A 12,435-nucleotide genomic window follows, 5' to 3' on the forward strand; every position below is an offset into this window, starting at 1 on the left:
CAGATGTGTATAAGAGACAGGTTCAGGGGTCGCGGAGGGCGGGGATGCCGGAGGCGACCTTGGCGAGGAGCTCTCGGAGGGTTGAGCGCTCGGCCTCGCTGAGGGGGGCCATGAGCGCGGAGAGGCGGCGGTAATGGTCCGGAAGCATCCCTTCCAGGAGTTGCCGCGCCTTGGGTGTGAGGCGGACCGTGTACATACGGCGGTCCTCGGGGTGGTCCTGGCGGGAGATGAGGCCGTCCTTCTCCAGGGTGTCCAGGAGGCCCGTCATGGTGGCCCGGCTGACCGAGGCGCTCTCCGCCAGCTCGGCCGGCGTGAGGCTGCGCCCGGTGTCGACCTCCTCCATGGAGAACAGGCGGACGAGGACGACGAAGCGCCCCATGGACAGCCCGTGCCGCGACAGGTGCGCGTCATAGGCGCCCGTGAGGCTGTGGCCCAGGTGCAGCATCGAGATGCACGTGTCGATGGCGCTCAGGTCGAGCTGGGGAAAACGCTTGGCCAACGCTTGCAGCCGGTCGTAGCGGGGCACCGGAGGAAGCGACATGAAGGATGAAGGACGAGCAGCCACAGTGGCCTTACAATAAGGCCCCTAACTATTTTGGCAACCCAGAAGTCAGTGGGCTCTTCGCGAGGGGCCGCGCGCCCTGGCGTGATGGCGGGGGCCCGGCTGGCTGGATGCTGGGGGACAGGCTTCACGCAGGGGTCCCGGGCGTTATGGAAGCCGTGTGGATGTGAAGGACCCCACGGTGCAGGCGGCGCTGCGGCGCGCGTGCGAGGAGGCCGGGCTGCCGGACTCGCTGCGTGGCTGCGTGTACCCGCTGCTGCGAGCACCGGAGGAGGAGTGGCCGGAGTGCTGCGGCGGGGGCTGCTACCCATGCGCGTCCACGCTGGTGGACGTGGCGGTGCGCACGCTGGAGTTGCTGGGCCTGCGCCGCCGCCCTCCGAGCGTGGGGTGAGGCCCGACTCGGGGCGCGCGCGACGCTGACGGCGTACGCTCGCGGGCCATGAATCCCATCGTCCATGGCGAGCTCGCGTGGCTCGCGGCCCAGGGCCTGCGCGAGCGCAGGGACCGCATCCTCGTCACCTGCGCCGGACTGGCTCCGGACCTGGACGGGCTCACGCTGCTGGCAGGCGAGGAGTGGTACGGGCGCTATCACCACGTCCTCTTCCACGGGTACGTGGGCGCGTTCGTCACCGTGGCGGTGTGCACGGCGCTGGCGCGCCAACGCGCCTGGGTGGCGGGGCTGTCGCTCCTGGCGTTCCACCTGCACATCGTCTGCGACCTGGCGGGCAGCGGGCCCGGCTGGCCCATCCATTACTGGTGGCCCACCAGCATGCGGGAGTGGTTCTGGGACGGGCAGTGGGACCTCGCCTCGTGGCAGAACAGCGTCATTGGCCTCGCTGTCACGCTGACGTGCCTCGCGTGCGCGCTGCGCTTCCGGCGCACGTTCGTGGAGGTCTTCTCCGCGCGGTGGGACGCGGAAGTCACGCGTACGCTGCGGCGCCGGTTCCTCGGCGAGGTGGAAGCGAACGGACCGACGACGCCCCCAGCGGCGAGCTGACCTCCACGCCCAACGCGAGGCACCGCGCCGGCCACGCGGCCATCACCCGCGCGGGATGTCGCCGCCTGCAAGCCTCCACGAGCGGCACCACTCCGCTCACTCAGGCATCCGGCACGCGCGCCGCAGCGCCCGCACGCGCTCCTTCGACATGGCGCGCACCGTGGCCGGCGCGAGCGTCCGGAAGCGCTCGCAGCGCTCGTGCGCGTCCCCGTCCTCTTCCAATTGGCGCACGGCCACCTCCGCCGCCTGGGCCGACTGCCCCTTGCGCTGATAGAGCCGCTCCAGCAGCACGTACGAGCCCTCGGGCTTCGGGTTCTCCGCCACCTGGCGCTTCGCCGCTTCGATGGCCTCGTCCACCCGGCCCTGCCGCTCCAGCTCCGCCGCGCGCTCCAGGTCCTCCGTTCGCGTGCAGTACGGCAAGAGCGCCCGCACCCGCTGCGCCACCTGCGTGTTCCCCTGGTACAGCTTCGGGTCCACCGAGCGCCAGATTTCGCAGCGCGTGGCGCGGCGCTCGCCCTCGACGAGCCCGGACACCCGCTCCGCCACCCGCTCCGCCGCGTCCGGTCGGCCCACGCCCTCCAGCCGCTTCGCGAAGGCCAGGTGGTCCATCGCGTCCTGCGAGTCCCGGTACGGGCTCACCTCCAGGTGCTTCTGGTAGCTGCTCACCGCGGCGTCCACGTTGCCCTCGGCCAGCTCCGCCTGGGCCAGGTCCTTGTTGGCCTGCGGGTGCTTGGGGTTCAGCGCCACCGTGCGCTTGAGCAGCGGCAGCCGCTGCGTCTCGTTCTTCTGCCGCAGGCTCAGCTCCCAGTACGGCCGCGCGTCCTTCACGTCCCGGTCCACCAGCTTCTGGTAGATGCCGAGCGCACGCTGCCGCAACTCCCCGCGAGTGCGCGCCTGCGGCGACTCGCGGTAGGACGAGTTCCAGTACGCCTGCGCCAGCGCGAGCTGCACGTCCGCGTTGTCCGGGTCCGTGCGCGCCACCTCCTGCAACAGGCGGATGGCCTTGTCGCAGCCCTCCTTGTCGAAGCCGTCGGAGGGACAGTGCTGCTGCGCCAGCCGGATGCCCTCCTTCGCGCTCTCGGGCAGCGCGGCGGGCGCGGCCACCGATGGCGTCGGCGCGGCCGGTGGCGGCTGGGATGGCGTGCCGGGCGGCGGGGCCATGAGCTGGGCCCACTGGGCCCACACCATCACCGGGACGGCGAGCAGCGTCCCCCACATGCCTCGAAGGCAAAGCGAAGTCCTCATACACGCCTCCTCACCGCTGAATGTGGACGTGGTCCGCCGCCGGGTCGTTGCAGTCGAGGAACGTCACCGGCCCGTTCTCGCTGAAGCTGTTCGGCTCGCCCGCGACTCGGATGCCCGCCAGCTCCACCACGCACATGAGCTGGCGCGCGTCCTTGCCGGGGATGCTCAGGCTTCGCGGGTCCAAATCCAACGCCATGCCCCGCGTGTGCCGGCTGTTGATGGTGCCCGAGCCGATGAACTTGTTGCGCTGCGGGTTGCGGTACGCGCTGGTGATGATTCGCTCCAGCGTCACCCGCGTGTCGCGGTTGTTGGCGCGCGTGTCGGCGATGCGGTTGGGCCCCGCGCGGATGCCGCCCGCGCAGCCGCCGTTGATGCGCGCGCCGGCGCACACGTCGTCGCCCTGGGGCTCGGTGTCGCCCAGAGGGCCGAGCATCAGCACCGACGGGCCGGGGGACACCACCAGCGACATGGGACTCGGCGCCGCCTTGCCCACCGGCACCACCTGCACGTCGTCGTTGAGGAGGCGGTTCACCTCGCGCTCCACGTCCCTCAACAGCCGGTCCAGCTCGCCCGGCTTCTCCTCGACGATGACGGAGTAGTTGCCCCGGTTGAGGGTGCTGCGTCCCGGCACGCGCACCTGCGTCAGCGTGGGTCTGAAGGACGTGCCGTAGTCCAGGTACTCCTGCCGCAGGATGTCCGCCTCCTCCTGGCGGATGAAGGTGGTGGGCGGCAGCTTCGCCTCCAACGTGCGCCCCTCCACGTCCAGCGTGGCCACCACCTCGTACTCCAGCGGCGGGTTGGGCTCGCGGCTGCCGGTGAGGGGCAGCGCCGAGCTGCCGCGGAACGCCAATTCCGGCCCCGTCGTCTCGGCGGGCGTGGGGGACCCGGTGTGCGTGCCCACCGGCTTCACCGCCCAGCGAATCTGCTTCTCCAGTCCCGGCGCGGCGCCCCGCACCCGCGCGCGCGCCACCATCTCCTCCTGGGTGACGAACGAGGTCTGCGGCGTCGTCGCGCCCTCGCGCCGCGTGAGCACCTCGACGATTTCGAGCGTCACCTCCTGGCCGTCGACGTCCTTCGTGTCCTCGGCCAGGGGCGGGGGCGCGCCGCTGCCACCCGTCCCCGGGCCGGCCTCCTCCCCCGCGTCTCCGCACTTGCAGGCCGTGGCGAACACGGCACAGGCCAGGCCCGCGGCCAGCCACCAGCGTGGATTCCTCTTCACGAGCGCTTCACCCCCCGCCGCGTCCCCTCCCACCTCGCGCGGCCGTGCAGCGACGCGCACATCTTGCGCAGGCGTCCCCGCGCGGCCACGTCGCCCCGAGCCGGGGATGTCGCGGGGACGACGCGCTTCGGGGCAACGACCCACTCCGCGACGCGGCCCCCGTCCCCGAGGGCACCGCGCCGACGTCACGAGGCCCTCCCCGTGGGACACGGCGCCGGTGAGGCAGGAGACAGCTCGGGCGCGGGGCATCCTGCCCCGTCCGGGGCAATGTGCCCCACTCCGCCGGGCCCTTTCGCCCCGCGCCTCCTCTGGAAGGCCCCTGGCACGGGGAATGCTCTAGCCCCGAGTGGGGACGGCGTGGCCCGCCCGGCGTACGACGAGCGCCGGTGACGGTGCTTCCGCCTCCCTTGTCGCAGCACTCGCGGTACGTTGTGAGTACCTCTGCCCCGGTCCGTGACGCTCCCCCCCTCGCCCACGGACCGGGGTGCTCTCATTCCAGGCGTCCCGTGAGACTCGCCCGCAAGTTCACCCTCGCCCTCGTGCTGCTCGCCGTCGCCGTCATCTCCGGCCTGCAGTACGTCCAGGTGCGCCGCGAGCTGGAGCGCTCCGCGCTCGACATGCAGCTCGACCACCGGCTCCTCGGCCACACGCTCGCCGGCTCCATCGGCAAGGCGTGGCAGTTCGCCGGAGAGCGGGAGGCCTTCACCCTGCTCCACGAGTCCAACCGCTTCCAGGAGCAGGTCGCCCTGCGCTGGGTGTGGCTCGACGGCGGCCCCGGCACCCCTCCTCTCGCGGGCTTCCCGCCGCGCCTGCTCGCCACGCTGCGCAGCGGGAAGGACGGCTCCATGGTGGACCCGAGCCCCGAGCCGGGCCTCTTGCACTCGTACACGCCGGTGCGGCTCGGCTCCCGCCTGGGCGCCATCGAAATCACCGAGTCGCTGGGCGACCAGCGCCAGCACGTGCGCACCGTCGTCGTGGGCACCATCGCCGCCACCGCCGCGATGGTGCTCGCCTTCCTCGTGGCCGCCATGGCCATGGGCCGCCGCCTCGTGGGCGAGCCCGTGGACCAGCTCGTACAGCTCGCGCACCGCATCGGCCAGGGCGACCTCACCGCCCGCGTGCGGCTGCCCCAGCGCGCCCACGACGAGCTGACCACGCTGGCCGACGCCATGAACCGCATGGGCGAGCAGCTCCAGGAGACGCGCTCGCGCCTCGCGTCGGAGACGGCCGCGCGCCTGTCCGCGGTGGAGCACCTGCGGCACGCGGACCGGCTCACCACCGTGGGCAAGCTGGCCTCCGGCGTGGCCCACGAGCTGGGCACGCCGCTCAACGTCGTCATGGGCCGGGCGAAGATGATTGCCACCGGCGAGGCCGAGGGCGAGGAGGTCGCCGAGTCCGCCAACATCATCTCCCAGCAGGCCCAGCACATGACGGGCATCATCCGCCAGCTGCTGGACTTCGCCCGCCGCCGCGCGCCCCACCGCGCCCCCGAGGACGTGCAGGGGCTCGTCGAGCGCTCGCTCTCCCTGCTGCGGCCCATGGCCTCCAAGAAGAGCATCGCCCTGGAGCAGGAGGTCCCCGCGGGCCTGACGCTGGAGGTGGACGGCGGTCAGGTGCAGCAGGTCCTCACCAACCTGGTGATGAACGCCCTCCAGGCCATGAAGCGGCCGGGCACCGTGCGCGTGCGCACGGCCGAGGTGCGCGTCGTGCCACCGGAAGGCGTGGGCGGCGCCGAGGCCGACTACGTGCGGCTGGACGTGGAGGACGAGGGCGAGGGCATCCCCGCGGACGTGCTGCCCCATGTCTTCGAGCCCTTCTTCACCACCAAGGACGTGGGCGAGGGCACGGGCCTGGGCCTGTCCGTGTCCTACGGTCTGGTGAGAGACCATGGGGGCTGGATTGGCGTGCGCAGCGAGCCCGGACGCGGTACCTGCTTCTCCATCTACCTGCCGCGAGGAGAACACTGATGCCGGGCCGCGTCCTGGTCGTCGAGGACGAGCGCGAGATGCGCGTGATGCTGGAGAAGGGGCTGACCCGCCGGGGCTTCACCCCGGTGGCGCTGCCTTCCGCGGCCGAGGCCCTGACGCGGCTCGCCGACGAGGACTTCGACGTGGTGCTGACGGACCTGCGCATGCCCGGCATGGACGGGCTGGCCCTGTGCGAGCGCATCGTCCTCAACCGCCCGGACATCCCCGTGGTGGTGGTGACGGCCTTCGGCAGCCTGGAGACGGCGGTGGCCGCCATCCGCGCGGGCGCGTACGACTTCGTCACCAAGCCCATCGACGTGGACGCGCTCGTGCTGGTGCTGGAGCGCGCCGTGCAGCACCGCGCCCTGCACAACGAGGTGCGCCGGCTGCGCCAGGAGCTGGGCCGCCGGGACGTGGGCGACGCGGTGGTGGGCGACAGCCCCGCCATGAAGCAGGCGTACGCGCTCATCGACCGCGTGGCGGACCTGGACTCCACGGTGCTGATTACCGGCGAGAGCGGCACCGGCAAGGAGGTGGCCGCCCGGGCCGTGCACGCGCGCGGCCGGCGCAAGGACGGCCCCTTCGTGGCCATCAACTGCGCGGCCATGCCGGAGGCGCTGCTGGAGAGCGAGCTGTTCGGCCACGCCAAGGGTGCCTTCACCGACGCGAAGGCCGCGCGCACCGGCCTCTTCGTCCAGGCCAACGGCGGCACCCTCTTCCTCGACGAGGTGGGCGAGCTGCCGATGACGCTCCAGCCCAAGCTCTTGCGCGCGCTGCAGGAGCGCACGGTGCGCCCGGTGGGTGGGGACACGGAGGTGCCCTTCGACGCGCGCATCGTCGCGGCCACCAACCGGGATTTGGAGCTGGCCGTGGAGGAGGGCCGCTTCCGCGAGGACCTCTACTACCGGCTCAACGTCATCGGCATCGAGCTGCCGCCGCTGCGGGCGCGGGGCAACGACGTGCTCGCGCTGTCGCAGCGCTTCATCGAGCAGTACGCCGCGCGCACCGGCAAGCGCGTGGTGGGGCTGTCCCCGGCGGCGGCGCAGCGGCTGCTGGCCTACGGGTGGCCGGGCAACGTGCGCGAGCTTCAGAACTCCATCGAGCGCGCGGTGGCCCTCACCTCGTTCGAGCAGCTCACCGTGGATGACTTCCCCGAGCGCGTGCGCAACTACAGCCAGCCCAAGGCGGTGCCGGAGAACACGGACCCGTCGGAGCTGGTGACGCTGGAGGAGGTGGAGCGGCGCTACATCCACCGCGTGCTGGAGGCGGTGGGCGGCAGCCGCACGCTGGCCGCGCGCGTGCTGGGCGTGGACCGCAAGACGCTGTACCGGAAGCTGGAGCGCGACGACGAGGCGAAGAAGCCCTAGTCCGCCAGCTCCAGGCGCACCTCGAAGAGGCGGGGCCACAGCTTGCCCGTCATGAACATGCGGCCGGTGCCCGGCTCCACGGCGATGCCGTTGAGCACGGCCTCCTCGCTGCGCAGCTCCGCCGCCACCGCGCGCACCAGGTCGGACGCGTCGATGACGGCCAGCACGTTGCCGGTGGCGGGGTCGATTTCGAGCACGCTCGAGCTGTGCCAGACGTTGGCGTAGATGACGCCGTTGGCGCACTCCAGCTCGTTGAGCTGCTCCTGCGGCTGGCCGTTGAGCGTCACCTCCACGGAGCCCACCGCCTGGAAACTGCCCGGCTCGTGGAAGGTCAGCGTGGCGCTGCCGTCGCTGCGCACCAGCTTGCCGTCCCAGTAGCACAGGCCCCAGCCCTCGCCGGCGTAGCGCGTGGTGCGCTCCCGGCGCGGCGGAGTGCCGCTCCACGTGAAGAGCAGGCCCTCCGTCCAGGTGAGTTGGTAGAGGCGCTCGCCGTCGCTGGCGAGCCCCTCGGTGAAGATGTCGCCGAGCGACTCCATCCACACCGGCCGCGCCGATTCGAAGGAGAGCTGCCGCAGCGTGCCCCGGTGGCCGGTGCTCTCGAAGAGCTGGCCCTGGTGGAAGACGAGCCCCTGCGTGAAGGCGTCCGTCGCGTGCGGATACGCGGCGACGATGCGCGCCACCTTCCGCACGGGCGCGACCCCCTCGGGGGGCTCCGCGACGGGGCGGTGCGCGGGGGCACAGCTCGCGCTCGCGCCCAGCGCGTACAACGACAACACCCAGGACGACTTCCGCATGGAGGTGAACCTAGCCATGGCTCAGGCGGGAAGCGACACGGCCGCGAGTCCGTGCGCGAACGGTTGGACGGAAGTGAACCGCGGCGGAATCGCCCAGCTCCCGTCCGGGTGGATGTAGCCGAACAGACCGTCCTCCTTCACCGGGGCCACGCCCTGCGAGAATCCCCCCACCACCGCCTTGAACCGGGGAGCGATGACCTGTGTCCCCTTCCGGTCGATGAAGCCATACCGGCCCTTCACCTTCACCGGCGCCAGTCCTTCGGAGAACCGGCACTCCGAGAGGTCCCGCTCCCAGGAGGACCACGCCGGCTCCAGCACCCACGCCCCGGCCTCGTCCACGAAGCCGAGCTTCCTCGCCTTGTGGGCGAGCGCCAGGCCCTCGGAGAACGAGCCCATGCTCTTGAACGGGTAGCTCGCGAGGCAACGGCCCTTCGGGTCGATGAGCCGGCTCACCTCTCCCTTGGGAGGCGTCTTCAGATGGACCCGGGCCTTGCCGTCGACGAAGCGCTCCACCATGCCGCCGCCGAAGCCGTCCAGCACCACCTCGCCCTTCTTGTCGATGAAGGCGCTGGACGCCTTCGCCCCGGGAGGCGTCACCGGGGCGAGCCCGGAGCCGAAGAGGCCCACGTGGCCGTAGCTCTTCCCGCCCACCACGTACCGCGTGAAGTTGTTCAGGAAGCGCACCGGCAGCACGACCTTGCCCTTCGGGTTGATGAAGCCCTCCCCCGTCAGGGCGAGCCCATCCGAGAAGCCGGTGAAGGCACGCTCCACGCGCAGCCGCTCCCTGCCCTTCGGGTCGATGAACGCCCAAGCCCCGGACACGGGCATGCGCGCGAGCCCCTCGTTGAAGCGGAAGAGGTTCCCGTGCGGGCTCGGGATGACGAACGCTCCCGATACATCGATGTAGCCATGGCGAACGCTCATGAGGGGCGCGCCCTATAGCCCGGTTCGTCCCCATTGGCACGCGCGGACAGCGGCCCCGCGCGCGCGACTTCAGCGCCGCGGCGGGACGAGGGCCTCCACCGCGTCGCAGAGGTCCTCCATGGCGAAGGGCTTGTTGAGGACGCGGGACGCGCCGAGCAGGGCCGCGTCGTCGTGGAGCTGCGCGTCGCCGAAGGCGGTGATGAGGATGACGGGCGTCGTCCACCCTTCGCGCCGCAGCCGGGCGAGCACCTCCATGCCGGAGAAGCCGGGCATGCGGACGTCGGTGACGATGAGGTCCGGCACCTGCGTCTCCTTCTCCATCAGCCCGTCCACGATGGCGTTGATGAGCCCCGGCCCGTCGGGCGCCTCCACCACGTCATAGCCCCGGCGCTTCAGCGCGCGCCGCAGCAGGGTGCGCATCTCCACCTGGTCCTCCGCCACGAGGATGCGAGGCGCGCTCCCACGCGTCACCCACTCGCGCGTCGGGAGCGAACCCTTCCGCGTCTCCACCTGCGTTCCGATGCTGTCGTCCGGCCCCATCGATGTGGCTCCCTGGTGGTGGTGTGGTGGGCCCGTCCATCACCCGCGTTCCTCCCACAGAGGGAGCCAGGGCACTGACAGGCACGCCCAGGCACCAGGAGCATCCTCCATGCCATGCGCGCTCCGGAGCGCGAGGCGCATCCCCATTCGCCCTGCTTCGCCTCCCGCATATGAGGAGGGATGCGCAGCGCCACGAACGAGGCCTCCCCTGCCCGGCAGCACGCCCCGCGTGGGGCGACCTGCCCCGGGGAGAAATGCCCCACTCGTGGCACTTTGCCCCGCGCCTTCCGGGGCATCCGGCCCCAAAACGCCTCCACCCCAGGGGAAGCCCCTCGCGAAAGGCGTTGGCCCACGACCTGCAATGTCACCCGGCATCGGTTCGGGCGCGGGGCCTCGCACGATGAGCCCCAGGCACTGATTGACCACCGCGGGAGTCGGGGGACGCCCGCGGGAGGACATCACGCCAAGCCCCTCCAAGGTGGGACGCGCCGTGCGTCGCCCCGCGCCCGAACCGAGCCTCTCACCCCTTCCGGCCGGAGCACTCCCTCCGGCCTTCTCACTGGAGAACGAACATGGCCTGCTCGCTCCCTTCGCGTCGCTTCCTCAGCGCCCTGGCCCTCCTCCCCGCCGCCACGCTCGGCGCCTGCGGTGGACAGGCCCTGGGCTCCTCCCAGCCGGCACCTTCCGCGATGGCCTCCACCGCCAACACGGTGAAGGCCGCCGCGCCGTCCACGCCCACCGCGTCCCCCAACGTCCCCGCGCAGCAGGCGCTCTACAGCCCCGCGGCCTCGGGTACGCCGGGCACGCTCACCTCGCTGGCGCCGCTGGTGGACGCGGTGAAGGGCGCGGTGGTCAACGTGGAGGTGCAGGCCCGTCCCCGCCGCATCGCCGGCATGCGCGGCCTGCCGCCCGGCATGGCGGAGCGCTTCGGCATGCCGCCCGGCATGGGCTTCGAGGGACAGACGCCGCCGCGCCAGGGCGCGGGCTCCGGCTTCATCATCGACCCGGCCGGCACCGTGCTCACCAACAACCACGTGGTGCAGGACGCGGACATCGTGCGCGTGAAGCTCGATGACGGCCGCGCCTTCGACGCGGAGGTGCTCGGCCGCGACCCGCTCACCGACGTGGCGCTGCTGAAGATGAAGAACGCGCCGGGCAACCTGCCCTCCGTGCCGCTGGGTGACTCGGACGCGCTGCGCGTGGGCGACGCGGTGATGGCCATCGGCAACCCCTTCGGCCTCGCCTCCAGCGTGAGCGCCGGCATCCTCTCCGCGCGCGCCCGCGACATCCACGCCGGCCCCTATGACGACTTCCTCCAGACCGACGCCGCCATCAACCCCGGCAACTCCGGCGGGCCGCTCTTCAACATGAAGGGCGAAGTGGTGGGCATGAACACGGCCATCATCGGCGGTGCCACGGGCATCGGCTTCGCGGTGCCCAGCAACCTCATCCGCAACTTGCTGCCGCAGCTCCAGGAGACGGGCGTGGTGCGGCGCGGCTGGCTGGGCCTGTCCATCCAGGACCTCACGCCGGAAATCGCCCGAGCGCTGGGCGTGGAGGTGACGAAGGGCGCGGTGGTGGCGGGCATCAACAACGGCGGCCCGGGCGCGCGCGCCGGCCTGCGCGAGGAGGACATCATCACCGCGGTGGACGGCAAGCCGGTGGACTCGGCGGGCGCGCTCACCCGCGCCGTGGGCCAGCTGCGTCCCGACAGCCGCGTGAAGGTGGACCTGGTGCGCGGCGGCAAGGCGCAGACGCTGGACGTGACGCTGGGCACGCGCCCCGCCATGGAGGGCGAGGAGGAGGTGGCCCCGCGCAACGGCCCGACGGCCGCCGCCCCGCGCCGCATCGGCGTGCAGCTCGCCAACGCCCAGGACGGCGTGCGGGTAATGGCGGTGGAGCCCGGCAGCCCCGCGGAGCGCGGCGGCCTCGTGCCCGGCATGGTGCTCGTCCAGGTGGGGGACCAGAAGGTCTCCTCCTCCGAGGACGTGGCCAAGGCCGTCAACGCCGCGAAGCCCGGCGCCGCCCTGCTCCTGCGCGTGCGCGCCCCCAACTCGGACACCACCGTGCTGCGCGCGGTCGAGGTGCCGTGAGGCCCGGCACTCCGGACAGCGATTCTGGATTAATTTGAAATCATTGATTGTGGGACATGCGCGGACAAGACTCCGGGGCTCACCCGGGTTCCGGAGTCCCCCATGCCCCGTCTCATCCCGCTGCTGGCGCTCATCGTGCTGTCCCTCGGTCTCTCCTCCTGCACCGAGGAGGACGTCTGTGCCCAGATTTCGACGTGCGCGGGCTGCGCGAGCGAGTACGTCGCCAGCTCCTGCAAGTGGTGCCCGAGCGACAACAGCTGCTCCGCCTACGGCGAGGAGAGCGCGTGTTCCTACTCGGAGCTGAAGGACGACGTCTCCGAGTGCGGCGGCACGTCGGGGGCCTGCGACAAGCCCTACTCGGGGCCGACGGCGGACCCGCAGTCCTCCGTCTTCTGCCAGGCCGCCTACAACTACCGCTGCCAGGGCCGCACCTCGGAAGCCAACGACAACTGCCGCATCTACGCGCAGCTCAAGGAGGACAGCCCGGGCATCCCGACCTGCCCCTATTGCCCTTGAGTCGCACCCGGCACCGGGGCTCGCACGCCAGGAGGGCGGCGCGGTAGGAGCCGACCCACCGGGTCTGCACGCGGCCAGCCGCCGGATTCTGATTCAGCCGACCACCTGACATAGAGTGCCGGGCCGTGCCGCGCTGCCAGACATGCGGGCGGCGCTGGGAGGGTTCCCACGCGCCGTGCCCGCCGAGCCCACCCCCGCCGGGGGGAAGCCC

Annotated in this window: 12 protein-coding genes; 6 read left to right on the plus strand and 6 right to left on the minus strand. The window is 71.9% G+C overall.

Going from position 1 to position 12,435, the window contains the following annotated elements:
- Positions 1 to 22 precede the first annotated feature (22 nt).
- Positions 23 to 541, minus strand: coding sequence for a MarR family winged helix-turn-helix transcriptional regulator (locus tag HG543_RS44345; RefSeq protein WP_169351005.1), 519 nt, complete (start codon positions 539 to 541; stop codon positions 23 to 25).
- Positions 542 to 722: 181 nt separating this feature from the next.
- Between HG543_RS44345 and HG543_RS44350 the strand changes: the two genes are divergently transcribed.
- Together HG543_RS44350 and HG543_RS44355 are read left to right on the plus strand one after the other, a co-directional pair.
- Positions 723 to 953 (plus strand): hypothetical protein, encoded by a 231-nt coding sequence (locus HG543_RS44350; protein ID WP_169351006.1) that lies wholly within the window; start codon positions 723 to 725, stop codon positions 951 to 953.
- Between the two features lie 48 nt (positions 954 to 1,001).
- The gene (locus tag HG543_RS44355; protein WP_169351007.1) at positions 1,002 to 1,559 is read left to right on the plus strand and encodes a metal-dependent hydrolase; all 558 of its coding nucleotides are present in this window, start codon (positions 1,002 to 1,004) and stop codon (positions 1,557 to 1,559) included.
- Between the two features lie 96 nt (positions 1,560 to 1,655).
- On the opposite strand, the gene HG543_RS44360 is transcribed toward HG543_RS44355, so the two are convergent.
- Together HG543_RS44360 and HG543_RS44365 are read right to left on the minus strand one after the other, a co-directional pair.
- Positions 1,656 to 2,804 carry a tetratricopeptide repeat protein gene (locus HG543_RS44360; RefSeq protein WP_169351008.1) on the minus strand — a complete coding sequence of 383 codons (1,149 nt, stop codon included), beginning with the start codon at positions 2,802 to 2,804 and terminating at the stop codon, positions 1,656 to 1,658.
- 10 nt (positions 2,805 to 2,814) lie between these two features.
- Complete coding sequence (locus HG543_RS44365; RefSeq protein ID WP_169351009.1) at positions 2,815 to 4,023, minus strand: hypothetical protein; 1,209 nt, start codon at positions 4,021 to 4,023, stop codon at positions 2,815 to 2,817.
- 506 nt (positions 4,024 to 4,529) lie between these two features.
- Here HG543_RS44365 and HG543_RS44370 point away from each other — a divergent pair.
- Both HG543_RS44370 and HG543_RS44375 read left to right on the plus strand, forming a co-directional pair.
- On the plus strand, positions 4,530 to 5,990 hold the full coding sequence (locus HG543_RS44370; protein WP_169351010.1) for an ATP-binding protein: 1,461 nt from the start codon (positions 4,530 to 4,532) through the stop codon (positions 5,988 to 5,990).
- Complete coding sequence (locus tag HG543_RS44375) at positions 5,990 to 7,357, plus strand: sigma-54-dependent transcriptional regulator (RefSeq protein ID WP_169351011.1); 1,368 nt, start codon at positions 5,990 to 5,992, stop codon at positions 7,355 to 7,357. Before HG543_RS44370 ends, HG543_RS44375 begins: the two co-directional genes overlap by 1 nt.
- On the opposite strand, the gene HG543_RS44380 is transcribed toward HG543_RS44375, so the two are convergent.
- The 3 genes from HG543_RS44380 to HG543_RS44390 form a co-directional block, all read right to left on the minus strand.
- Positions 7,354 to 8,151: a glutaminyl-peptide cyclotransferase gene (locus HG543_RS44380; protein ID WP_169351012.1), complete on the minus strand. Its 798-nt coding sequence runs from the start codon at positions 8,149 to 8,151 to the stop codon at positions 7,354 to 7,356. The two genes, HG543_RS44375 and HG543_RS44380, sit on opposite strands and share 4 nt — an antisense overlap.
- 21 nt (positions 8,152 to 8,172) lie before the next feature.
- Positions 8,173 to 9,075 (minus strand): WG repeat-containing protein, encoded by a 903-nt coding sequence (locus HG543_RS44385; protein ID WP_169351013.1) that lies wholly within the window; start codon positions 9,073 to 9,075, stop codon positions 8,173 to 8,175.
- A gap of 69 nt (positions 9,076 to 9,144) precedes the next feature.
- On the minus strand, positions 9,145 to 9,615 hold the full coding sequence (locus HG543_RS44390) for a response regulator (RefSeq protein ID WP_169351014.1): 471 nt from the start codon (positions 9,613 to 9,615) through the stop codon (positions 9,145 to 9,147).
- 572 nt (positions 9,616 to 10,187) lie between these two features.
- On the opposite strand from HG543_RS44390, the gene HG543_RS44395 reads away from it, so the two are divergent.
- The gene (locus HG543_RS44395) at positions 10,188 to 11,708 is read left to right on the plus strand and encodes a Do family serine endopeptidase (RefSeq protein ID WP_169351015.1); all 1,521 of its coding nucleotides are present in this window, start codon (positions 10,188 to 10,190) and stop codon (positions 11,706 to 11,708) included.
- 102 nt (positions 11,709 to 11,810) lie between these two features.
- Positions 11,811 to 12,224, plus strand: a complete 414-nt coding sequence (locus HG543_RS44400; protein ID WP_169351016.1) for a hypothetical protein — start codon at positions 11,811 to 11,813, stop codon at positions 12,222 to 12,224.
- The last annotated feature ends 211 nt before the right edge of the window (positions 12,225 to 12,435 follow it).

Origin of the sequence: Pyxidicoccus fallax, assembly GCF_012933655.1 — a bacterium.
Classification (GTDB): domain Bacteria; phylum Myxococcota; class Myxococcia; order Myxococcales; family Myxococcaceae; genus Myxococcus; species Myxococcus fallax.